Origin of the sequence: Uliginosibacterium sp. H1, from assembly GCF_036017065.1 — a bacterium.
GTDB lineage: Bacteria > Pseudomonadota > Gammaproteobacteria > Burkholderiales > Rhodocyclaceae > Uliginosibacterium.
The window spans coordinates 612,293-633,354 of sequence record NZ_JAYXHR010000002.1 but is presented as its reverse complement, the minus strand read 5'-3'; the positions used below and the strand labels follow the sequence as shown (position 1 = coordinate 633,354).

The 21,062-nt window shown below is 67.7% G+C and carries 20 protein-coding genes; 11 read left to right on the top strand and 9 right to left on the bottom strand.

What is annotated here, in order from left to right; translation table 11 throughout:
* The first annotated feature begins 139 nt into the window (after nucleotides 1-139).
* Nucleotides 140-1,024: a 2OG-Fe(II) oxygenase gene (locus VVD47_RS12545; protein ID WP_327603809.1), complete on the top strand. Its 885-nt coding sequence runs from the start codon at nucleotides 140-142 to the stop codon at nucleotides 1,022-1,024.
* 45 nt (nucleotides 1,025-1,069) lie between these two features.
* Here VVD47_RS12545 and VVD47_RS12540 read toward each other — a convergent pair whose 3' ends face one another.
* On the bottom strand, nucleotides 1,070-2,107 hold the full coding sequence (locus tag VVD47_RS12540) for an endonuclease/exonuclease/phosphatase family protein (RefSeq protein ID WP_327603808.1): 1,038 nt from the start codon (nucleotides 2,105-2,107) through the stop codon (nucleotides 1,070-1,072).
* A 342-nt stretch (nucleotides 2,108-2,449) separates the two neighbouring features.
* Here VVD47_RS12540 and VVD47_RS12535 point away from each other — a divergent pair, with 342 nt between their 5' ends.
* The 6 genes from VVD47_RS12535 (at nucleotide 2,450) to VVD47_RS12510 (ending at nucleotide 6,865) form a co-directional block, all read left to right on the top strand.
* A complete protein-coding gene (locus VVD47_RS12535; protein ID WP_327603807.1) occupies nucleotides 2,450-2,818 on the top strand; it encodes a YciI family protein in 369 nt (122 codons plus the stop codon).
* Nucleotides 2,819-2,957: 139 nt separating this feature from the next.
* On the top strand, nucleotides 2,958-3,377 hold the full coding sequence (locus VVD47_RS12530) for a YciI family protein (protein ID WP_327603806.1): 420 nt from the start codon (nucleotides 2,958-2,960) through the stop codon (nucleotides 3,375-3,377).
* A gap of 29 nt (nucleotides 3,378-3,406) precedes the next feature.
* Nucleotides 3,407-3,832: an SRPBCC family protein gene (locus VVD47_RS12525; protein ID WP_327603805.1), complete on the top strand. Its 426-nt coding sequence runs from the start codon at nucleotides 3,407-3,409 to the stop codon at nucleotides 3,830-3,832.
* Nucleotides 3,833-3,848: 16 nt separating this feature from the next.
* Nucleotides 3,849-4,277 carry a YciI family protein gene (locus VVD47_RS12520; RefSeq protein WP_327603804.1) on the top strand — a complete coding sequence of 143 codons (429 nt, stop codon included), beginning with the start codon at nucleotides 3,849-3,851 and terminating at the stop codon, nucleotides 4,275-4,277.
* A gap of 42 nt (nucleotides 4,278-4,319) precedes the next feature.
* Nucleotides 4,320-5,660 (top strand): RNA polymerase sigma factor, encoded by a 1,341-nt coding sequence (locus VVD47_RS12515; RefSeq protein ID WP_327603803.1) that lies wholly within the window; start codon nucleotides 4,320-4,322, stop codon nucleotides 5,658-5,660.
* A gap of 230 nt (nucleotides 5,661-5,890) precedes the next feature.
* Complete coding sequence (locus VVD47_RS12510; protein ID WP_327603802.1) at nucleotides 5,891-6,865, top strand: sensor domain-containing diguanylate cyclase; 975 nt, start codon at nucleotides 5,891-5,893, stop codon at nucleotides 6,863-6,865.
* A gap of 27 nt (nucleotides 6,866-6,892) precedes the next feature.
* Here the strand turns inward: VVD47_RS12510 and VVD47_RS12505 are convergent, their stop codons facing one another.
* From VVD47_RS12505 to VVD47_RS12490, 4 genes are all read right to left on the bottom strand, one after another.
* Nucleotides 6,893-7,357, bottom strand: coding sequence for a carboxymuconolactone decarboxylase family protein (locus tag VVD47_RS12505; protein WP_327603801.1), 465 nt, complete (start codon nucleotides 7,355-7,357; stop codon nucleotides 6,893-6,895).
* 299 nt (nucleotides 7,358-7,656) lie between these two features.
* Nucleotides 7,657-8,481 (bottom strand): mechanosensitive ion channel family protein, encoded by an 825-nt coding sequence (locus VVD47_RS12500; protein WP_327603800.1) that lies wholly within the window; start codon nucleotides 8,479-8,481, stop codon nucleotides 7,657-7,659.
* Between the two features lie 81 nt (nucleotides 8,482-8,562).
* Nucleotides 8,563-9,030 carry a PIN domain-containing protein gene (locus VVD47_RS12495; protein ID WP_327603799.1) on the bottom strand — a complete coding sequence of 156 codons (468 nt, stop codon included), beginning with the start codon at nucleotides 9,028-9,030 and terminating at the stop codon, nucleotides 8,563-8,565.
* Nucleotides 9,031-9,047: 17 nt separating this feature from the next.
* Nucleotides 9,048-9,320, bottom strand: coding sequence for a metal/formaldehyde-sensitive transcriptional repressor (locus VVD47_RS12490; protein ID WP_327603798.1), 273 nt, complete (start codon nucleotides 9,318-9,320; stop codon nucleotides 9,048-9,050).
* Between the two features lie 58 nt (nucleotides 9,321-9,378).
* Here VVD47_RS12490 and dmeF point away from each other — a divergent pair, with 58 nt between their 5' ends.
* Together dmeF and VVD47_RS12480 are read left to right on the top strand one after the other, a co-directional pair.
* Entirely contained in the window at nucleotides 9,379-10,479 is a 1,101-nt protein-coding gene (dmeF, locus tag VVD47_RS12485) for a CDF family Co(II)/Ni(II) efflux transporter DmeF (RefSeq protein WP_327603797.1), read from the top strand.
* A gap of 37 nt (nucleotides 10,480-10,516) precedes the next feature.
* The gene (locus tag VVD47_RS12480; protein WP_327603796.1) at nucleotides 10,517-11,146 is read left to right on the top strand and encodes an NAD-dependent epimerase/dehydratase family protein; all 630 of its coding nucleotides are present in this window, start codon (nucleotides 10,517-10,519) and stop codon (nucleotides 11,144-11,146) included.
* A gap of 58 nt (nucleotides 11,147-11,204) precedes the next feature.
* On the opposite strand, the gene VVD47_RS12475 is transcribed toward VVD47_RS12480, so the two are convergent.
* Both VVD47_RS12475 and VVD47_RS12470 read right to left on the bottom strand, forming a co-directional pair.
* The gene (locus VVD47_RS12475; protein ID WP_327603795.1) at nucleotides 11,205-12,593 is read right to left on the bottom strand and encodes a DUF3999 domain-containing protein; all 1,389 of its coding nucleotides are present in this window, start codon (nucleotides 12,591-12,593) and stop codon (nucleotides 11,205-11,207) included.
* Nucleotides 12,594-12,603: 10 nt separating this feature from the next.
* Nucleotides 12,604-15,516 (bottom strand): DUF2339 domain-containing protein, encoded by a 2,913-nt coding sequence (locus tag VVD47_RS12470; protein ID WP_327603794.1) that lies wholly within the window; start codon nucleotides 15,514-15,516, stop codon nucleotides 12,604-12,606.
* Between the two features lie 202 nt (nucleotides 15,517-15,718).
* Here VVD47_RS12470 and VVD47_RS12465 point away from each other — a divergent pair, with 202 nt between their 5' ends.
* Both VVD47_RS12465 and VVD47_RS12460 read left to right on the top strand, forming a co-directional pair.
* A complete protein-coding gene (locus VVD47_RS12465) occupies nucleotides 15,719-17,152 on the top strand; it encodes a PQQ-dependent sugar dehydrogenase (RefSeq protein WP_327603793.1) in 1,434 nt (477 codons plus the stop codon).
* A 197-nt stretch (nucleotides 17,153-17,349) separates the two neighbouring features.
* A complete protein-coding gene (locus VVD47_RS12460) occupies nucleotides 17,350-19,302 on the top strand; it encodes a ferritin-like domain-containing protein (protein WP_327603792.1) in 1,953 nt (650 codons plus the stop codon).
* Nucleotides 19,303-19,414: 112 nt separating this feature from the next.
* On the opposite strand, the gene VVD47_RS12455 is transcribed toward VVD47_RS12460, so the two are convergent.
* Nucleotides 19,415-19,981, bottom strand: a complete 567-nt coding sequence (locus tag VVD47_RS12455) for a hypothetical protein (RefSeq protein WP_327603791.1) — start codon at nucleotides 19,979-19,981, stop codon at nucleotides 19,415-19,417.
* Nucleotides 19,982-20,289: 308 nt separating this feature from the next.
* Complete coding sequence (locus VVD47_RS12450) at nucleotides 20,290-20,982, bottom strand: type 1 glutamine amidotransferase domain-containing protein (protein ID WP_327603790.1); 693 nt, start codon at nucleotides 20,980-20,982, stop codon at nucleotides 20,290-20,292.
* Between the last annotated feature and the right edge of the window lie 80 nt (nucleotides 20,983-21,062).

Sequence of the window (21,062 nt, the reverse complement as noted above, 5' to 3'; positions counted from 1 at the left end):
GTGCGCTGCGGGAGGCGGATTGGCGAGGGTTTTCTAGAATCGCGGTTCGCGTTGCTCGCTGTAGCGAGCAGCCGCAATAAAACTTCACTGGGCTCCTGCCTTCGCAGGAGCGACGGCTAGTTTTTCCGGCATCCCGCACATGATCGAAATCGACAAGCACTGGATCGGCTGGCTGAAGCACTACGTGCGCGAGAACACGTCGCCGGAGTTGCTGCACACGGCGATGACCAGCTTGGGCTTCGACGATGCGACGGCGGGCTACCTGGTGGCGAAGGCGGTGTCGCGTGGGGCGGCGGATGTGCCGATGCCCAGCCGGCCGGTGGTGCCGGCATGGCCGTTCCACGATGGGTATGGCGCGGACTATGTGAACGACATCTTCCCGGTGCCAACTGGGGATCGCATCGATGTGGGTGACCGCGAGGCAGAGGTGTTGCAGCGTTTCGACAAACCCTGCGTGATCAGCTTCGCCAATGTGCTGTCGGACGAGGAGTGCGCGGCGGTGATCGAGCGGGCGCGGCCGCGGCTGACGCCGTCGACGGTGATCGACACGGTGACGGGGCGGCCGGTGGCGGACCCGATCCGGGTCAGTGAGGGTTGCCTGTTCAAGCGCGGTGAGGATGAGCTGGTGTCGCGGCTGGAGGCGCGCATCGCGCGGCTGATGAACTGGCCGGTGGAGAACGGCGAGGGCTTCGCCATCCTGCGCTATGGCGTGGGCGACCAGTACCGGCCGCACTTCGATTACTTCCCGCTGCAGAACCCCGGCAGCTACTGGCGCATGGAGCTGGGCGGGCAGCGTTTCTCGACGCTGATCCTGTATCTCAACGACGTAGAGGCTGGCGGCGAGACGGATTTTCCGGATGCGGGCATCCGCGTCACGCCGCGCAAGGGCGGCGCGCTGTACTTCCAGTACTGCAATGCCGCGGGCCACGTCGACCTGCTGTCGCGCCACGCCGGCATGCCGGTGACGGCGGGCGAGAAGTGGATCATGACCAAGTGGTCGCGGCAACGCCGCTTCGGGGAGTGAAAGCGCCCCGAAGCGACGACCGTTGAAACAGGCACGGCTGGAAGTTCAGGCGGGTTTCTTCGCCGGCTTGTGCTTGAACAGTGCTCGCACCACGCCGTGGTCGGTGCTGCCGTCGACCTTGTGGTCCTCGAAGTTGAGGTGGTCGTTGTTGATGGCGAGGCCGTCGAACAGCCAGATGCGGTTGTCGCTGTTGTCGTAGAGCTCGCGGCTGACGAGGATGTGGTCCAGCGATTCGCGTACGTCCTGGTGTACGTGGGTGTAGTAGACGTCGCGGGTGTCGCGGTATTCCTGCAGGGTCTGCGCGGTGTACAGCGCCACGTCGCCGCCGCCCACCGAGTCGCCGACCAGGAAGCGCGGCTGCTCGGTCAGGATGTTGGCGGTGTTGCTGTGCTGCCCGTCGTTGATGTCGCCGATGACGATCACCGGCGTGTCGGTGTTCTTCATCTGCTCGGTGAGGATGAAGCGCAGGGCGGTGGCCTCCGCGGTGCGGCGGATGGTGGACAGCGCGGCGCCCAGCGCGGTGGCTTGCCTGGTGTAGGTGGCCTTGTCGGCCTTGAACCAGGCCTCGGTGAACACCTTGGTGGGCCCCTTGGATTTGAAGTGGCACACGTAGACGTGGATCTCCGGGCTGGTGTCGCGCGGCTTGATGCGGAAGCGCACCACCGGCCGCGAGAAGCCCTGGATGTTGACCGAGATGTCCGGTGTCTGCGGGTCGTCGCCGGTGGAGCGCAGCACCATCTTGTCGGGAAAGGCGGCGATCCATTCCGGCGCACCGCTCAGCACACCCTTCTGCACGGCGGCAGCGCAGACGATCTTCCTGCCGGTGGCGTCCGGCGGCGTCAGCAGGTCGTACTCGTCGTCCAGGCCGGCGGCCACGAAGGCCTTCTTCAATGATTCGGCATGCCACAACTCCTGGAAGCCGAAGACCGTAGACTTCAGCGTGTGCAACTGGCGGGCGATCCAGTTGATCTTCAGTTCGTACTGCTGCGGCGTCCAGCCTTCCGGGTTGGTGTACAGCGCCAGGCCAGCCTCGTTCAGGTTGTAGAGGTTGAAGGTGGCGATGCTGAGTTCCTTGAGGTTCATGCTGTGCTCCTTTCGGGGACGGGTGGCCGCGAGGTGCCGTGGAGGCGCTGCAATGCGGGCGAAATGCTGCGAGGGCACTGGCGGTATAGGAGGCCGCGCGGTCGAAATCTGGTGGCCGAAGAGGCATGCACCCTTCAAGGCGGGACTGTGTGACAGTGATGTTTCAGCCTTGCTGGCGGCGTGGTGTCGGGTTGCAGCGCTTCTGCCGAGCGTGAAAAAAATGTGGGCGGATGTCGATCCGCCACCAGTCCGATCGTCGTCAGGACAGAGCAGACTGGAAAACGCGCGCCACCATGGCGACCCCGGCCTCCTGCTCGATTCCGTCCATCAAGGAGAAGCGACATGAAATACCTGTGCCTGGCTTACTACGAACTCGACAAGTTCAACGCCCTGACCCCCGCCGACATGGAAGCCCTGGGCGCGCAGTGCAAGACCCACGACGAGGCCCTGCGGGCCAGCGGCAAGGCGTCCGCGCATGCTTCGCTGTCCATGCCCGACCAGTGGAAGACCATCCGTCCGCGCGGCGGCAAGTCGATGGTGTCCGACGGCCCGTTCAGCGAGGCCAAGGAGCTGGTGGGCTCGTTCTTCCTGATCGACGCCGACAGCATGGATGAGGCGGTACGCATCGCGTCCCTGCACCCGGCCGCGCAGATCGGCGAGTCGCTGGGCTGGGGGCTGGATGTGCGGCCCTGCGATGTCTTCGTGCCCTGAACGGATGGGAAGAGTCGCCGCGGCCGGTGAAAAATTTTCGTCCAGGCCTGTCGATCTGCCCAAACCCCGTTCGTCGTAGCTGTAGAGCCGGGATCCAACCGGTTCATCACCGACTGAAAAGACTGCAAGGAGCTACACCATGCGTTTCATGATGCTGATGATTCCCAAGGGCTACGAGACCGCCGCACCGGGCACGATGCCGGACGAGAAGGCCGTCGAAGCGATGATGCGGTACAACGAATCCCTGCAGAAAGCCGGCGTGCTGCTGGCGCTGGACGGCCTGCACCCGCCCTCCATGGGCGCGCGGGTCAGCTTCCAGGGCGGCAAGCCGAAGGTCACCGACGGGCCCTTCACGGAAGCGAAGGAAGTGCTGGGCGGTTACTGGATGATCCAGGTGAAGTCGCGCGAGGAAGCCATCGAGTGGGCTTCGCGCTGCCCGGGCGGCGACAACGAAGTGATCGAAGTCCGCCAGGTGCAGGAGATGGAGGACTTTCCGCCCGACGTACAGAAAGCGGCGGAAGGTTTCGCCGACATGCAGTCGAAGAACGGCCACCGCTGAAACTACCCCCACTGAGCAAGGAGCACACCATGGAACAGATCATCGTCGAGACCACCGTCGCCGCGCCCATCGAAAAAGTGTGGGCGGCCTACACCAACCCGGACGACATCAAGCAGTGGAACACCGCGTCGGACGACTGGCACACCACCCGCGCCGAAGTGGACCTGCGCGAAGGCGGTCGCTTCTGCTCGCGAATGGAAGCGAAGGACGGTAGCTTCGGCTTCGACTTCGAAGGCACGTACTCGAAGATCGTCACCGGCCAGCTGATCGAGTACGACTTCGGCGACCGCAAGGCACAGGTGCGCTTCGAGCCCGTCGGCAGCAGCGTGAAGGTGACGGTCAGCTTCGACCCGGAGAGCGAGAACCCGGTGGAGATGCAGCGTGATGGCTGGCAGGCCATCCTCTCCAGCTTCGCGAAGCACGTGGAAGCGAAGCACACGTCCACGAAACACTGAGCCCGAGGAGCCCATCATGAAATTCATGATCATCCGCAAGGCCGACGCGGACACCGAAGCCGGCGCGATGCCGTCCCAGGCGCTCGCCACGGCGATGATGGACTACATGCAGGCGATGACCGATGCCGGCGTGCTGCGCGGGGGCGACGGCCTCAAGCCGAGCGCCACAGGCCTGCGCGTGAAGTTCAACGCGGGCAAGCCGTCCGTTATCGACGGGCCCTTCGCCGAGACCAAGGAGCTGATCGCCGGCTACACCATCATCGACGTCGCTTCGCGCGACGAGGCGGTGGCCTGGCTGAAGCGCTGGCCGGTGGAGGACGGTGACGGCGAGGTGGAACTGGAGCTGCGCGAGTTCTACAGCGTCGAGGACTTCGGTGACGCCTTCACGCCGGAAGCGCGCGAGAAGGAAGCGAACATGCGCGCGCAGCAGGCGCTCGGCTCGTAAGCACCATGGACCGCACGCGCTGCGCGCCATGAACTCGCCGCGATGAACACGCCGATGAACCCCGCCACCGCCGCCATCCACCGCAGCATCGAAGCGGTGTGGCGGATCGAGTCGGCGAAGATCATCGGCGCGCTGGCGCGCATGCTGCGCGACGTCGGCCTGGCCGAAGAGATGGCGCAGGACGCGCTGGTGACGGCCATGGAAAAGTGGCCGGAAGCCGGCGTGCCCGACAATCCGGGGGCCTGGCTGATGACGGCGGCGAAGCATCGCGCGCTGGACTGGCTGCGCCGTGGCGAGATGCTGGACCGCACCCACGAAGCGCTGGGCCACGAGACCGATCTGCATCACCACGTGGCGAGCGCGGAGCTGTCCGACGCGGTGGATGCGTCCATCGACGCAGACTGGGCGGCGCGGCGTGGCGAGGAAGAAGTGGCCGACAACCTGCTGCGCCTCATCTTCACTGCCTGCCACCCGGTGCTGTCGTCCGAGGCGCGCGTCGCGTTGACGCTGCGCCTGCTCGGCGGCCTGTCTACCGACGAGATCGCGCGGGCCTTCCTGGTACCGGAGGCGACGATTGCGCAACGCATCGTGCGCGCCAAGCGCACCCTCAGCGAAGCCCGCGTGCCCTTCGAGGTGCCGCGCGGTGCGGAACTGGCCGAGCGCATGGCCTCGGTGCTGGCGGTGGTGTACCTGATCTACAACGAAGGCTACGCCGCCACCGCGGGGGACGACTGGATGCGTCCCGCGCTGTGCGAGGAAGCCCTGCGCCTGGGTCGCATCCTCGCCGAGCTGGCGCCGCAGGAGCCGGAGGTGCACGGCCTGGTCGCGCTGATGGAAATCCAGGCCTCGCGAGCGCGTGCCCGCGTCGGCCCGCACGGCGAGCCGATCCTGCTGCTGGACCAGAACCGTGCGCGCTGGGACCAGTTGCTGATCCGTCGCGGTCTCGCTGCGCTGGAGCGTGCGGCCGCGCTGGGCGCCCTCGGTCCCTACGGGCTGCAGGGCGCCATCGCTGCCTGCCACGCGCGCGCCACCACGGCGCCGGAGACGGATTGGGTGCGCATCGCCGCGCTGTACGACGCCCTGGCCCAGCTCAATCCCTCGCCGGTGGTCGAACTCAATCGCGCAGTGGCAGTGAGCATGGCCTACGGGCCGGCAGCGGGCCTCGAAGTGGTGGACACGCTGCTCGACGAACCCTCGCTGAAGGCCTACCACCTGCTGCCCAGCGTGCGCGGCGACTTCCTCGCCAAGCTCGGCCGCCTGGTGGAAGCGGAAGCCGAGTTCCGCCGTGCCGCGGCGATGACGCGCAACCAGCGCGAGCGTGACCTGCTGCTGGAACGCGCGGACAGCTGCACACGCCTGTCGGCACCACCGCTGGCGCCCTAGCGCTGCTTCGGGCGCCTGTCGTCGAACCCCGACGCCACGTTGCACCCGTCCCGGTAATGACATCCGGCTACACAGGTTTTAACCGTTGTGGTGGCAGGCGTCATACGCCCCGCGTGTCGGGGCTGTTACAGTCGGTGGCCTGTGTGCCACCTGCCAGACATTCCGCAAACCGGTTTGCTTCAAAGGTTTTCCGCACGTCCGCTTCAACCGCCGCATTTGCCGGTATCCGCATGACTTCGCAGCCTCGTCAGCCCGTTTCACCGTCCTCCCCGCTTCCCCTGTCCGTCGAACAGAACCCCGACTACAAGACGCTTCTCGAATCCACCAAGGCCATCCCCTGGAAGATCGACTGGGCGACGATGCAGTTCGCATACATCGGCCCGCAGATCGAACCGCTGCTGGGCTGGACGGCCGAGAGCTGGGTGAGCGCACAGGACTGGGCGGCGCGCATCCACGAGGAAGACCGCGAGCGGGTGGTGAACTTCTGCATCGGCCAGTCGAAGCAGGGCGTGGACCACGAGGCCGATTACCGTGCGCTGACGGCGGATGGCCGCTACGTGTGGATCCGCGACGTGGTGCATGTGCTGCGCAACGAGGCCGGCGAAACCGAGGCGCTGGTGGGCTTCATGTTCGACATCAGCGAACGCAAGAAGACCGAGGAAGCGCTGGTCGCGCTGCAACGCCGGCTGGAGGAATACTCGTTCAAGGATGGCCTCACCGGCGTGGCCAACCGCCGCATGTTCGACACCGTGCTGGCGCGCGAATGGAGCCAGGCGCAGCGCAGCCAGCAGGCGCTGTCGCTGATCCTGCTCGATATCGATTTCTTCAAGCAGTACAACGACCACTACGGCCATGTGCAGGGCGACGAATGTCTCAAGCAGGTCGCCACGGCGCTGGCCGGTGCAGCGGTGCGGCCGCGTGACTTCCTGGCGCGTTTCGGCGGCGAGGAGTTCGTCTTCGTGCTGCCGGAGACCGACGAGACCGGCGCGCGGATGATCGCCGAGCGCTGTCGCACGCTGGTCCAGCAGCAGCAGATCGTGCACGCCAGGTCGACCGTGGGCCCTTTCCTCACCATCAGCCTGGGCGTCGGCACCGTGGTGCCGGAGCAGGCCGAGCGGGCGGTGGACTTCGTGGCCCGCGTCGACCAGTGGCTGTACCGCGCCAAGCAGGGCGGCCGCGACCGTATCGCCAGCGGCGAAGGCTGAGGCCTGCACGCCTCAGCGCGGCGGAGGTCAGGCCGGCACCGGGTTGCGCATGCCCACGCTGATGCGGTTCCAGGCGTTCATGTTGGCGATGGCCATCGTCACCTCCACCGCTTCCTGATCGGAGAAGTGCTCGCGCAGCGTGGCGAAGGCGGCGTCCTGGTCGGCCTCGCGTTGCGGGTGCGGCGCCAGGGTCAGCGCCTCGGCCCAGCCCAGGGCGGCGCGCTCGCGCGGCGAGAAGAACGGTGCCTCCTGCCAGGCGGCCACCATGTTCAGCTTGCGGGCGTCCTCGCCGCTCTTGATCAGCGCGCTCCAGTGCATGTCCAGGCAGAAGGCGCAGCCGTTGAGCTGCGACACGCGCAGGAAGATCAGTTCGGCCAGCGCCGGGCCGATGCTGCTCTCCTTGATGCGGCCGCTGAAGTCGACCAGTGCCTGGATGGGTTTGCCGCCCAGCTTGTAGAAGGGCAGGCGGGGTTGGTGGGTGTGCGTGCTCATGGTGGTCCTCGTGTCGTCCGGTTGAAGGGGTGTGTGCCAATGTGGCGCTCACACCTGCAAGACGACCGGGACCGCCGGTTTGTGACGGCCGACTGGAAAACATGGCGGTGAACGGCAACGGGCCGTACGGAAATTCCGTGCGGCCCGTTGCCGGTGTGATTGTTGAGCGGCGTTACGCCGGCAGCCACGTGGGCATCGCCGCCTTCGCCAACTGCTGGCCGCCGCTCAGTGCCGGTTTACGGCCTGTTGCGACGAAGGCTTGAATGCCCCGGCGCACCGGCGCTGGTAAACACCCGCGTTCAGGCCGGCTGGCGCAGCACCTGGTGCGGCGCCGGGATCGGCCAGCTGTTGGCACCGCCCACCTCGGCAATCGCCTTGTTGGTGTCGAAGAACACCTGCCAGTAATCGTCGTTGTGGCAGTAGGGGCGCACCGCCAGCTTGGTGCCGGCAGCGTTGAACTCCAGGATTTCCACATCCGGCGCCGGGTTGTCGATCACGTTGGGAATCTGCGCCAGGCGTGCCTTCAGCGCGGCGATGGCGGCCAGCGGGTCCACGCTGTGGGCCAACTGCGCGGTCAGCTCGACGCGGCGGAAGGCGTTGGTGCTGTAGTTCACGATGTTGTCGGCGAACAGCTTGTTGTTGCCCACCACGGTGCGCACGTTGTCCGGCTGGTCGATGACGCTGGCGAACATGCCGATCTCGCGCACCGTGCCGGTGATGCCGGCAGCGGTGATGAAGTCGCCCACCTTGATCGGCCGCAGCAGGATCAGGAAGATGCCGGCCGCGAAGTTGGCCAGCAGGCCCGACCAGGCCATGCCGATGGCCACGCCAGCGGCCGCGATCAGCGCCGCGAAGGAGGCCGTCTCCACGCCGAACAGGCTGAGGATGGCGATCACCAGCAGCACGCGCAGCATGATGCCGATGGCGGACTCCAGGTACTCGATCAGGGTCGAGTCCAGGCCGCGGGCATCCATGCCCCGGCGCGACAGCATCTTCACGGACTTGATGACCCAGCCGCCGACGATCCACAGGACGATGGCGCCGGCCATCCTCCAGGCGAAGGGAATCACCGTGGCGGCGATGATGGTGTTGATACTGGCGGCACTCAAGTCGAACGCGTCCATCTGGATCTCCCCCGGGGTTGTCTGATTGCAGGAAAACGCATGCGATACGCATGGGCGATTTCCATTATCGGACAGGCGGGGTCAGTTTGCCGATGTATCTTCGGGCGTGATGGCTGCGACCAGCTTTTCCGGCGTCAGGATGGTGAAGCGGTCGCGCAGCGGCGCCTTGCGCGCCATGCCCAGCACCAGGCGGTCGCGGGTCACCAGCACCTCGGCCCCCGCGTCCCAGGCCAGGGCGATGAACTTCTGGTCGTCGCGGTCGCGGCAGCGTGGCAGGGTGGCGGCGAAGGCCTGTTCCTCCGGCGTGGCATCCGGCCAGCATTGCGCGCGTGCCGTGTAGTCGGCCAGCAGCAACTGGCGGTCCGTCGCCTCGATGCCGAACTGGGAATACGCCAGCACCCGGCCGAACTCGTCCAGGCAATCCGCCCGCGTCAGTGCCAGCGCGCGGCCTTCGTCCAGCCAGGTTTTCAGGACGGCGAGCTTGGGGTCGCGGAAATGCCAGAGCGCCATCACCACGTTGGTGTCCAGCACCCAGCGGCGGGGGCGCATATCTGGTGTGGGTGTGTTCATCGCAGGTAGGACTTCAGGACCGACAACAGCTGCTCGACGTCCGCCTCGCGCTCCGCCTGCGGCACGTCCTCGCGGCCCAGGTGCTCGCGCACGTGCCCGTCGATCACCTCGCTCATCAGGCCGGTGACGGCACCGCGCACGGCGGCGATCTGCTGCAGCACCGCCCCGCATTCCGCGCCGTCGTTCAGCGCATTCTCCAGCGCCTGCACCTGCCCCTGGATGCGCCGCACCCGGGTCAGCAGCTTCTTGTTGCCCACCGTGTGTGGCATGGCTCCGTCCCTGCAATGTCTCTATACTCGGGGGGAGTATATACAGAGAGCAGCGGACATGGCGGGCGAGCACGGACATCACCATCACCACGACGCCTGCGGTCATGCGCACGGCCACGGCCATGCGCATGCGGTGCCACCCGCGGCCATGACGGGGGGCGACCACCACTGCGGCAACCCCGGCTTCGACCAGGGCAACCCGCTGGCCGAGCGCAACACGCGCCGCGCGGTGCTGCTCACCGCGGTGATGATGGTCGCCGAGATCGCCGGCGGCTGGTACTACGGGTCCATGGCCCTGCTGGCGGACGGCTGGCACATGGGCACCCACGCGCTGGCGCTGGGCATCAGCGTGCTGGCCTACCACTTCGCGCGGCGCTTCGCCGGCGACGCGCGCTTCGCCTTCGGCACCTGGAAGATCGAGATCCTCGGCGGCTACACCAGCGCGCTGATGCTGGCGGTGGTGGCGGCGGCCATGGTGGTCGAATCGGTGGCGCGGCTCATCGCGCCGACTTCCATCCACTACGACCAGGCCATCGCCATCGCGCTGGTCGGCCTCGCCGTGAATCTCCTGTGCGCCTGGTGGCTGCATGGCAGCGACAGCCATGACCACCACGACCATCACGGTCACAGCCACTCACATGACCATGGCCACAGCCACGGTGAGGATCTCAACTTGCGTGCCGCCTATGTGCATGTCGTGACCGACGCGGCCACCTCGGTGCTGGCCATCGTCGCCCTGCTGGCCGGCAAGTTCTGGGGGGCGGACTGGCTGGACCCGGTGATGGGCATCGCCGGCGGCGTGCTGGTCGCCATCTGGGCCGTCGGCCTGCTGCGCGACACCGGCCGCGTGCTGCTGGACGCCGAGATGGACGACCCGGTGGTGGAGCGCATCCGCCAGACCGTGCAGCAACACAGCGGTGACGCCGCCATCGTCGACCTGCATGCGTGGCGCATCGGCCGCGGTGCCTATGCCTGCATCGTCAGCGTGGAGAGCAAGGCCTCGTTGTCCACGGACGCACTGCGTGCGGCATTGCTGGCCTTGCCGGAAGTGGTGCACGCCACGGTGGAGGTACGCGCCGGGGCTTGGCGGCCGGTCGCTGCAGGCGGACCCGGCGGCGCCCATCGAAGCGTTCAAGGAAGCATCCGCGCGAACCGCTAGTTAGCCGCGACGGTCGCTTTTCTCCGGAGGTGAAGGCATGAAACTCTTGCTCGTCGGATCGACCGGCCTTGTCGGCAGCCATGTGTTGCAACAAGCGCTGCAGGACCCGCGCGTCGATGAAGTGGTCGCCCCCGTGCGGCGGCCGCTCCCCGCACAGGCAGGCTTGCTCGCGCCCACCATCGATTTCGACCACCTGCCCGAAGACGCCGGCTGGTGGAAGGTCGATGCCGTCATCTGCACGCTGGGCACGACGATCCGCAGCGCGGGCTCGCAAGCGGCATTCCGCCGCGTGGACCACGACTACCCGCTGGCCGTCGCCCGCCTCGCACATCGCCACGGCGTACGGACCTTCGCGCTGAACTCCGCCCTCGGTGCGGACGCTTCCTCGCGCATCTTCTACAGCCGCGTGAAAGGCGAGCTGGAGCAGGCGCTCGCCCAGGTCGGTTTCGAGTCGCTGACCTACGTGCGCCCGGGCCTCATCGGCGGTGCTCGCCAGGAATGGCGTACGGGGGAATTCCTGGCCAAACAGCTGCTCACCGTCGTCGGCCCGGTGCTGCCGCGTCGCTGGCGCATCAATCCGGCAGCGCGCATCGCCGAGGCACTCATCGACGCGGCGCTGCGTCCGCGGCCGGGCATCCACGTCGTGAGCGCGGAAGAACTCAACTGAGGCTCAATTGAGACCCCACTGAGGAGACATCACTGAGGAGACACCGCTGAGTGGATGCTCAGGCGGCGCGGCTCTCCTTCCACACCCGCCAGGCGAGGGCGCCCAGCGCCAGCACGCCGGCGATCAGCGCGGCCCACACCAGCCACTTCTTCTGCAGCGCGCTGCGCTCGGCCGGCGCCAGGGCGGTGAGTCGTTCGGGGCCGCCCAGGGTCACGGCTTCACCCGCCCAGGCGGTGGGCAATCCGGCGATGCTGTCGGCGCTTGCGGCAGGTACCAGGGTCTTCAGCGGCAGCGCCGTTTCGCTGGCGGCGCGGGTGCCCCAGGCCAGCAGGAAGGGGCCACGTCCGCGTGCGTTGAAGACCAGTTCGCGCGTCTCGCGCAGCACCGTGAGTTGCGGCGGATTGGCGCCCCAGCCCGGGCCCAGCGGGCGCAGGCGCAGCGCCTGGACGTCGGTCGCCAGCGGCAGGCGCAGGTCGGGCGAATAACTCTGGCGGCTGTCCGGCCCCGCCAGCCAGTAGGCCACGCCACGATGCAGGGTCTGCCAGGGCTGCCCCTCCGTCCCGCGCGCCTCGACCTGCAAAGGCAGCACGCTGTTGGGCACGGCGGGAACGATGCGGATGGCATTGGCCCGTTGCGTCGCCGGCAACAGGTATACCGCGCTGCCGTCGGCCTGCGGCGTACCGGCGGCGGTGAACACTTCGAGCAGCGCCTTCTCTTCCCGGCTCGCCGGGGGACTGGCGTTCACCGCGCTCAGTGCCGGCACCGCGGTTTCGCCGCCGAAGTGCAGGCGCCAGTAGCGGAAGGCATGGCCCCGCTCGCCATCCAGCGGCACGTCGCCCTGCACGAGGGACTGGGCTCCATCGTTGAGCTGCAGCAAGGGCATGTCGCTGGCGACGCCGACCCAGTTCTTCAGGTCGGTGCTGCCGTACACGCTGACCCGCTGCTGCCAGTTGCCGGGCTGCGGCGTCCAGCTCAGGTGCAGGCTGCGCAGGCGCGGTGGCTCGCCCTGCGGCGCCGGCGCCACCAGCAGGTACTCGGTTCGCGCGTGGCCCCTGGCGGCGGTGCTCAGCTGCAAGGACAGGCGCTCGCCCTCGTGCTGCACCTCCAGTTGCTGCGCACCGCCCGCCGCCGGCACTTCCAGCCGGTAGACCTGCAGGCTGACCCGCGGTGGCGTCGTGGTGCTGGCGGAGGGGGCCAACAGGCTGTGCGGCAGGGCCTCGCCGTCGGCGTTGAAGACGCGCAGGTCGCGCAGGTCCGGCCAGGCGGTACCGCCATACACATCGGCCGGCAGTTCCAGGCGATAGAAAGGCGCGTTGCCGGTGCCGAGGCGGATCTCGCGTCCGCTGGCGAAGTCCTGCGGTTGCAGCGCGCCGGCCTGGGCCAGCACGGGCAGCGGCGACAGCAGGGCGCCACACAGCAGCAGGAAACGACGGAATGTTGAGCTCATGGGAGGGCTTTCAGGCGGGTTCGGCCGCGGCATCGGCCTCGACGGTGCTGCGTTTCGGTGGCAGGGGCGCAAAGTAGCCGATGGCCAGCACCAGCAGTGCCACGCCGATGAAGGCCACGGCGCGGGCGAGGCCGCCGCCGCGTGCCGCGTCCACCGCGAACAGCTTGAGGATGACGAGGCCCAGCACCGCGGCGCCGCCTATCCACACCCGCCGCTCGGCGCGCCGGGTGCCGACGAGCATGCAGGCGAGCGCGGCCAGCGTCCATGCCAGCGCGAAACTCGTCTGCACCAGGCGCGACGCCCACAGCGCCTCCGCGTCCCAGTCGATACCGCCCAGCATCGCCAGCGTGCGCAACAGCAGGCCGTTGGCCCACCACATCGCCAGCGCGACGACTGCGTAGCCGCAGGCGCGCGCCGCGGCGGCAGGCAGCCAGGCCGCGACGTTCGCACACCACACCCACAGCATCAGCAGGCCGAAGACGGCCGCCTCCTCCAGCGGGTTGAGCAGCGGCAGGTAGGCCTGCTTCGGCATGGCGCCGTCCAGCGCATTGGTGGAAAGCAGCAGCAACACCAGCGCTGCGACCGCGGGTGCCAGCGCCCCCAGCCACCATGCGCGGCCCTGGGCCTGCAGCGGCCACAGGCCGCGCCTGTCCGCCAGCCACAAGGCGAGGACCGTTGCCGCCAGCGCCGTCATCAACAGGCCTGCCTGCCATTCCTCGCTGCCCCAGCCCAGCTTGCTCAGGTGCCACAGCAACTCGCTGCCGCCCACCGCCAGCATGCCCCAGCCGAGGCTGGCGTGCAGGCCGGAGAGCACCACCGGACCGGCCGGCACCGGAAGCAGGGCCGACAAACCGACCGGCGAATCGCTGTCCTCCTGCCACAACAACCAGAACGCGGTGGCGATCGCCGGCAGCCACACCAGTGCTGGCCAGCCCGCGCCGAAGGGCCGTCCGAAAGCCAGCCACTGGTAGACCAGCACGACGGCGGCGAAGGGCCAGAGCAGCCACGCGGCGTGGCGCAGCTGCGGCCAGCGCAGGCGGGTGCCGACCTGCTGCCAGGCCACCGCGCTCGCCAGCATGCCGGCCAGCGCGAACAGGGAGGCGTCACCGCGATCGAACAGGCGCTGCGCGCCTTCGCCCAGCCACAGGACCCAGGCGGTGATGCCACCGACCCACAGCAACCACCCCGGCACGTCTTCCACATCCGACAGCACACCGCGCAGATGGCCGGGCGGATGGCGACGCCACGTCGCCGCACCGGCCAGCCAGGTGAGCGCCAGCGTCGCGGTGACCAGCAGGAAGCTGGCCGTGTCCATGCCGTCCTTGCGCGCCATCGCGGCAGCCACGGCGGCCAGCACCAGCAGCAGCACGCCGCTCCAGGCCATGCGCGCCTCGCGCTGGCTGCGTCCCGCCCACAGCAGGCCGAGGCCTTCCAGCGCCCAGGCCATCGCGGTGTAGCGGGCCGACAGCGCCAGCGGGATCGCCAGCGTGGCGAAGCCGGCGCCCAGCGCGAGGAAGCTCACGGTGAGCCGCTGCGTCTGCTGCGGCCAGCGACGCAGCAGGAACAGCGCCAGCGGCAGGTACAGGGCAGCGAAGCCCAGCGCGGAGAATGCCGGGCCGTACTCCCAGTGACGCACCAGCCCCACCTGCATGCCGAAGCCCACCAGCGGGGCGCCGAACACCAGCGTGGCGTCGACCAGCCCGCGTCCCTCGCGCTCGCTGCGCAGCGCGAACAGCACCGCGAGCAGGCCGAACACCACCAGGTTGAAGAGCAGGAAGAACTGGCTGCTGGCGTAGTGCAGCGCGGGGTCATACGTTTCCGCGCCCCACCACAGGCCGACGCCGAAGGTGAACACGAAGCCGACCAGGTTGAGCGGCCGCCAGCTCTGCCACAGGCTCACCGCGAGGATGCCCAGCGTCAGCAGTGCGTAGTACGAGAACAGCGCGACATGCGAACCCCCGCCGGTCGACAGCAGCACCGGTGCAAGGTAACCGCCGATGCTGGCCAGCACCGCGAGGCTCTGCGCACGCTGCAACACCGCCAGCGCCACGCTGGCCGCGCAGATGCCCAGCATCAGCGCGAAGCTCAGCCCGTGCGGCAGCAGCGTGTAGAGCCTGAACGCCGCGAAGCAGGTGATGTACAGCGCACCGACGGCACCACCCTGCAGGATCAGCGCGTACAGCGGCGCCTTGGCGCGCAGACGCCAGCCCAGTGCCAGCAGGCCACCGGCGATGCCGGCCGCGGTGACCAGGCGCAGTTCGATGGGGAATAGGTTGCGGTCGGCCGCATAGTTCATCAGGTAGGCGAGGCCGAAGAACAACAGCAGCACGCCCAGCTTGGCCAGCGGATTGCCCTGCAGGAACCAGCGGATGAGTCCGGACAGGGGATTGGGCAGGCTGTCCCGGTTGTCGCCCGTGTCTTCCTGCCTGCCGGCCTGCGCGACGCCGTCGGCATGCGCTGCAGGGCGTGCAGGCGGCACCGGCACAGATACGGCCACCGGTGCGGCCGCCTGCGGCGATGCGGATGACATGGCGGGTGCCGGCACGCCGGTGGGCACGGGCAGGCTTGCCGCGTCGACGCCCGCGATGTCCTGCGGTGGCGGGGATGTCACAGTGGGCCGCGCAGCGCTGGCTGGTGGAATGGCGGCAGGTGCGCCAGGCGCCGGCTCCGTCACCACCGGGAGGGCAGGAGCGGCAGCAGTGGTTGCAGTGGTTGCACCTGGAGGAGCCGTACGCGCGGCAGCTTCCCCCTGCCCCGATTCGACACGCCCGAGTCGCTGCACCAGTCCGCTCAAGGTGGCGCGCAGCGCGCGGACCTCCTCTTCCAGTCGCTCGCCACGCCGCCAGGCGAGGATGGTCAGCACCGGCAATACGATCAGGTAACCGACAGCCAGCAAGACGCCCAGCATCGCCAGACCTTCCATGCCGTTCCCCCGTTTTCTTGTGTCGGCGCATGGTAGCAGGGCCTCCCATGCCATCCGGCTGGCCCTCCGGGCGGCATGTCGCGGGCCGATGTACGGAACCCTTCAGCGCGCCGGCGCTCAGTACAGGCAGGACGTCCGAAGGGCTGCCAAGACAGCCTGCCAGGGAGGGTTCCACTACCCACAAGGAAAAGAGGAGAACCCCATGCAGAGCGAATACGAGTATCCCGACCAGGAGCGCCCCGCCGACCACTCCCCCAGGGCGTCCGGCGCCACGACGGCGAAGGCGGCCAGCCGCGCCGGTGTCGGTGGCGTACTGAAGTGGACCTGCCGCGTCACGGCCTCCACCGCCATCGTGCTGGCCATGCTGGAAGCCGGCAACGCCGCCGCCCAGGCCCTGCCGGAAAGCGCGGGCTTCGGTGCTTCACCGGTCCTGCCCAGGCCCGACAAGCAATGGATTCCCACCGTGAACGTCGCCGAGGCCACCGGCTGGCCGCAGGGTGGCAAGCCGGTAGCGGCGCCCGGCCTGCAGGTGCAGGCCTTCGCCAGCCAGCTGGATCATCCGCGCTGGGTGTACGTCCTGCCCAACGGCGATGTGCTGGTGGCGGAGAGCAACAAGCCGCCACCCGACGAGAACGAGAAGCCCAGCCTGCGCCGCAAGATCATGGGCTTCTTCATGAAGTCCGCCGGTGCCGGCGTGCCCAGCGCCAACCGCATCACCCTGCTGCGCGATGCGAATGGCGATGGAGTGGTGGAGACGCGCACGGTGTTCCTGAAGGACCTCAACTCGCCCTTCGGCATGGCGCTGGTCGGCAACCAGCTGTATGTCGCCAACACCGACGCCGTGGTGCGCTTCCCCTACACCGAGGGTGCGACCAGCATCACCGCCGCGCCCACCAAGGTGGTGGACCTGCCGGCGAAGCCGCTCAATCACCACTGGACCAAGAACATCATTGCCAGCCGCGACGGCAAGAAGCTGTACGCCACCGTCGGCTCCAACAGCAACGTGGGCGAGAACGGCATGAACATCGAGGAAGGCCGCGCCGCCATCCACGAGATCGACCTTGCCAGCGGCAAGATGCGCCTCTTCGCCAGCGGCCTGCGCAACCCCAACGGCCTGGCCTGGCAGCCGCAGAGCGGTGCGCTGTGGACCACGGTGAACGAGCGCGACGAGATCGGCGACGACCTGGTGCCGGACTACATGACCTCGGTGCGCGACGGCGGCTTCTACGGCTGGCCCTACAGCTACTTCGGCCAGCATGTGGACGAGCGCATCGAACCGCCCCGGCCCGACCTGGTGGCGAAGGCCATCGTGCCGGACTACGCGCTGGGCGCGCACACCGCATCGCTGGGCCTGGCCTTCTACGAAGCCAGCCTGCTGCCGGCGCAGTACCGCAACGGCGCCTTCGTCGGCCAGCATGGCTCCTGGAACCGCAAACCACGCAGTGGCTACAAGCTGGTCTTCGTGCCCTTCACCGACGGCAAGCCCTCCGGCCCGCCGCAGGACATCCTCAGCGGCTTCGTGGTGGATGACAAGGCGCTCGGCCGCCCGGTCGGCGTGGCGGTGGACAAGGCCGGTGCGGTGCTGATGGCCGACGACGTCGGCAACATCATCTGGCGGGTGACGCCGGCGAAGTGAGCGGCGTGGCACCGCGGGCGAAGCGGGCGCGGCGCATGGCGCACATATCGGCGCCGCACTTGCTTCGTCATGTGGCTGGGCCAAGCTGATCAGGGAGCCGCGCCTAGCCCGCATCGTCCGAATGGCAGAGGCGCGCACCCCGCCACGGGCGCAAGAATCGTGGCTGCCTCCTTCGTCTGCATGATCGGGCCCCACGCATGAGCCACGTCGTCATCGAACACCGCGAGCAGTTGCTGTTCCAGCTGGCCGAAGCGGCCGAGGTGGAGCACTGCCTGATGTGCACCTACCTCTACGCCGCCTTCTCGCTGAAAGGCGCGGACGCCGCCGACCTGGACGACACCGAGCGCGAGGCCGTGCAGCGCTGGCGCAAGGTGCTGATCGCGGTGGCCATCGAGGAGATGAGCCACCTCACCCTGGTCGGCAACCTGATGGTCGCGCTGGGCGGTGGCCCGCAACTGGCGCGCGCCAACCTGCCGCTGACGGTCGGCTACTTTCCCGCCGGCGTGCAGGCCGTGCTGGCACCGTTCTGCGAATACACCATGGATCACTTCGTGTTCCTGGAACGGCCGGAGAACACGCCGGACGCGGACTGGAGCGTGTTCCCGCACGACAGCTACAGCCGCGGCACGGTGCATGGCCGTGTCATGCCCAACACCTTCGACTACAGCACCGTCGGCGAGCTGTACCGCTCCATCCTGCAGGGCGTCGAGATGCTGCACGAACGCGTCGGCGAGGCCGCCTGCTTCCCCGGCCGCGGCGCCTCGCAGATCGGCCCGCTGGACGCCGCCCTGCCCGGCCTGCGCAGCATTGCCACGCTGGACGATGCACGTGCCGCCATCGACACCATCGTGCGCCAGGGCGAAGGCGCGGCCACCGCCTGCGAACGCTCGCACTACATGCGCTTCATCGGCGTGCGCGAGGAGCTGGCGAAGTTGCGCGCCCGTCGCGCGGACTTCGAGCCCTCCCGCCCCGCCGCCCTCAACCCGGTGATGCGCAAGCCGCCGGTGCCCGAGGGCCGCGTGTGGGTGACGCATCCTCAGGCCGTGCTGGTGATGGACTACGCCAACGCGCTGTACGCCTTCATGCTGCGCCTGCTGATGCAGGCCTGGGGCCGCCCGCCCGCGCTGGCGAATGCCAAGGGCACACTGGTGCAGGCCAGCATCCGCGTCATGCGTGCCATGACGCCGGTGGCGGAATACCTCACCACCCTGCCGGCCTGCGAAGACCAGCCGGGCGTGAACGCCGGCATCAGCTTCGCCACCTTGCGCAACGTCGTCGCCCTGCCTTTCGGCGCGGCGGAATGGCGCACGCTGGGCGAGCGTGCCGGCGAACTCGCCCAACGCGGCCGCGAGCTGACAGCGCAACACGAACTGTTTGCCGACGTCGCAAAGCTGCTCGACGGCATGGCCGCCGAACTGCTGGCGCGCGAACAGGATGCGCAGCCGGTTGTCGCGCCAGCTGCTGTTACATCAGCCCCCACCGCCACTTCCAGCGCACCGGTAGAGGCCAGCGGCATCGAAGTCGCCGAGGGCAAACAGGTCACGCTGTACTTCGAAGGCAAGCGCTGCATCCACGCCCGTCACTGTGTGCTCTCGCAGCCGAAGGTCTTCAAGGCGAATACGCCGGGCACCTGGATCTTCCCCGACGAAGCCCGCCCGGACGATCTCGCCGCGCTGGCGCAGAATTGTCCCTCCGGCGCCATCCAGTACCGCCGCCACGACGACGGCCCCCCCGAACCCGCACCTGCCGTCAACACCCTGCGCGTGCGCGAGAACGGCCCGCTCGCCATCCACGCGCCGATCACGCTGGGTGACCAGTCCATCGGCTACCGCGCCACGCTGTGCCGCTGCGGCGCCTCGCAGAACAAACCCTTCTGCGACGGCTCGCACAACGACGCCGGCTTCAAAGCCAGCGGCGAACCCGCCAGCCTGGACACGCCGACACTGACGCAACGCCACGGGGCATTGAGCGTGCGCCCGCAAGCCAACGGCCCGCTGAAGCTCAGCGGCAACCTGGAAATCTGCTGCGGCACCGGCCGCACCATCGCCCGCGTGGAGCACGCCACGCTTTGCCGCTGCGGTGGCTCGGCGAACAAGCCGTTCTGCGATGGCACGCATGCGCGGAATGGCTTCGTCGCTGCAGGAGAGTGAGTGTGAGCGCCGCCAGGAGTAATGCTGAATATTCCAAGAATAACCAGCTCTCACTCAAGCAGAGTCTGGGAGGTGGAAACAATGGTCGGCCGAAGCCTGTCAGCAACAACCGCTATCCCGACGCGTTTAATTCTCCGTTGTTGTGGCTCCCGCTCTCCGTCCTCGCAGGCACATCAGACAACCCAGGTCCCAATCCTCTCTCTTGGGCTAGCGCAGCCACAGCGGCACGAAGCTCGCTATTGGGGAGCATCGCCGGAAAATTCGAGGAGTGAAAATTAGATGAATGAAAGTTACGGTTGAAGTTAATTTTCTGATCGAAGTTCTTCTTGAGTTCGGCAACGAGCGGATCCTCCACACTTATCTCGAGCGCGTGAAGCCGTTGCTGATTGTCACGTGCGAGAGCCAGCAATTCTTCCAAGATTTCACGCTCGGGCCGTTGTTGAATAACTGTTGTACTAGTTGAGTCTCGGACATCGGCGAAAGACTTCTCCAGCTCCGGCCAGTTCTTCTCGAAAACACTCTGTGCTGTGTCTTCGCTTAGCCCTTTGGCTCCTGCCTCTGTCAACGCCTGGTTGAGCCCGAGGTACAGCTTCAGAACATCCGCTTTCGTTGCTTCGGTTTGCTGGAATGCCGACAGGGGGCCCGTCAAATCGGTCTTTGCGATGTCGAACAACAGCACACACACGCGTGAATCCTGTTTTTTTGAAAGCGCACCCGCTTCGAAATGAAGCCACGGCGATAGCCGATTGTCAGGTGTCACAAAGAGGATGCCAAAACTTGTCTTGGCGAGTTGTTCTTGCAGCTCCGCGCTCCACCTCGCACCTGATTCGATATCACTGGAGATCCAAGGATCGACCGCTTGTAACGCTTCTTGGAGCTATCGTTGAAATGCCACCGCGAAGCCGTGACTCCTCTTTCCAGACCAACTCAAGAACACCTTCACTACAGCCCCCTCTAGGAATGCCATGCCAGCATCCTAGAGGGCGCTCAACCCGCCTGCAACAGACCCAGCACCTTCTCCGCCACCAGCCCCGACGAGGCCGGGTTCTGGCCGGTGACCAGCTTGCCGTCGGTGACGGCGAACGGTTGCCAGTCGGGGCCGTGCTCGAAGAGGCCGCCGAGTTCGCGCATGCGGGTCTCCAGCGCGAAGGGCACCACGCTGGTGAGTCCCACGGCGTTCTCCTCGCTGTCGGTGAAGCCGCTGACGCGACGGCCGTTGAGGATGGACTTGCCGTCCGGGTCTTTGGCGCTGATCAGCCCGGCCGGGCCGTGGCACACCGCCGCCACCACCTTGCCGGCGCCCCAGGCGGATTCCACGGCGCGGGTCACGCCGGCGTCGCCCGGCAGGTCCCACATGGTGCCGTGGCCACCGGCGAAGAACACCGCGTCGAAGTCCGCTGCGTTCACGCTGGCCACCGGCACGGTGTTGCGGATGGCGGCCTGTGCCACCGGGTCGGCCAGCATGCGGTCGACCTCGGCGTCGTTCTCGCCGGCCGGCTTCAGGCTGTTGGGGTCGAAGGGCACCACGCCACCGCGCGGCGATGCCAGCACGACGTCGATGCCGGCGTCGCGGAAGCCGTAGTAGGGCACGGCCAGCTCGTCGGACCAGATGCCGGTGGGCTTGCCGCTGTCGCCCATGCGGTCGTGGGAGGTGAGGATCATCAGGACTTTCTTGCTCATGGTGTTTTCCTTCCGTTCGATGTCGTTGAGGGAGTGAGCGCAGTCTATTGCGGTGAGCCGAAGCGATGAACTAGGCTTCG

Coding starts and splice junctions, on each gene's coding strand:
- dmeF (WP_327603797.1), top strand. CDS start 9,379: ATGGCGGGCGAGCACGGACATCACCATCACCACGACGCCTGCGGTCAT.
- VVD47_RS12450 (WP_327603790.1), bottom strand. CDS start 20,982: ATGAGCAAGAAAGTCCTGATGATCCTCACCTCCCACGACCGCATGGGC.
- VVD47_RS12460 (WP_327603792.1), top strand. CDS start 17,350: ATGAGCCACGTCGTCATCGAACACCGCGAGCAGTTGCTGTTCCAGCTG.
- VVD47_RS12535 (WP_327603807.1), top strand. CDS start 2,450: ATGAAATACCTGTGCCTGGCTTACTACGAACTCGACAAGTTCAACGCC.
- VVD47_RS12490 (WP_327603798.1), bottom strand. CDS start 9,320: ATGCCACACACGGTGGGCAACAAGAAGCTGCTGACCCGGGTGCGGCGC.
- VVD47_RS12530 (WP_327603806.1), top strand. CDS start 2,958: ATGCGTTTCATGATGCTGATGATTCCCAAGGGCTACGAGACCGCCGCA.
- VVD47_RS12465 (WP_327603793.1), top strand. CDS start 15,719: ATGCAGAGCGAATACGAGTATCCCGACCAGGAGCGCCCCGCCGACCAC.
- VVD47_RS12525 (WP_327603805.1), top strand. CDS start 3,407: ATGGAACAGATCATCGTCGAGACCACCGTCGCCGCGCCCATCGAAAAA.
- VVD47_RS12500 (WP_327603800.1), bottom strand. CDS start 8,481: ATGGACGCGTTCGACTTGAGTGCCGCCAGTATCAACACCATCATCGCC.
- VVD47_RS12475 (WP_327603795.1), bottom strand. CDS start 12,593: ATGAGCTCAACATTCCGTCGTTTCCTGCTGCTGTGTGGCGCCCTGCTG.
- VVD47_RS12540 (WP_327603808.1), bottom strand. CDS start 2,107: ATGAACCTCAAGGAACTCAGCATCGCCACCTTCAACCTCTACAACCTG.
- VVD47_RS12515 (WP_327603803.1), top strand. CDS start 4,320: ATGAACACGCCGATGAACCCCGCCACCGCCGCCATCCACCGCAGCATC.
- VVD47_RS12480 (WP_327603796.1), top strand. CDS start 10,517: ATGAAACTCTTGCTCGTCGGATCGACCGGCCTTGTCGGCAGCCATGTG.
- VVD47_RS12505 (WP_327603801.1), bottom strand. CDS start 7,357: ATGAGCACGCACACCCACCAACCCCGCCTGCCCTTCTACAAGCTGGGC.
- VVD47_RS12495 (WP_327603799.1), bottom strand. CDS start 9,030: ATGCGCCCCCGCCGCTGGGTGCTGGACACCAACGTGGTGATGGCGCTC.
- VVD47_RS12510 (WP_327603802.1), top strand. CDS start 5,891: ATGACTTCGCAGCCTCGTCAGCCCGTTTCACCGTCCTCCCCGCTTCCC.
- VVD47_RS12470 (WP_327603794.1), bottom strand. CDS start 15,516: ATGGAAGGTCTGGCGATGCTGGGCGTCTTGCTGGCTGTCGGTTACCTG.
- VVD47_RS12545 (WP_327603809.1), top strand. CDS start 140: ATGATCGAAATCGACAAGCACTGGATCGGCTGGCTGAAGCACTACGTG.
- VVD47_RS12520 (WP_327603804.1), top strand. CDS start 3,849: ATGAAATTCATGATCATCCGCAAGGCCGACGCGGACACCGAAGCCGGC.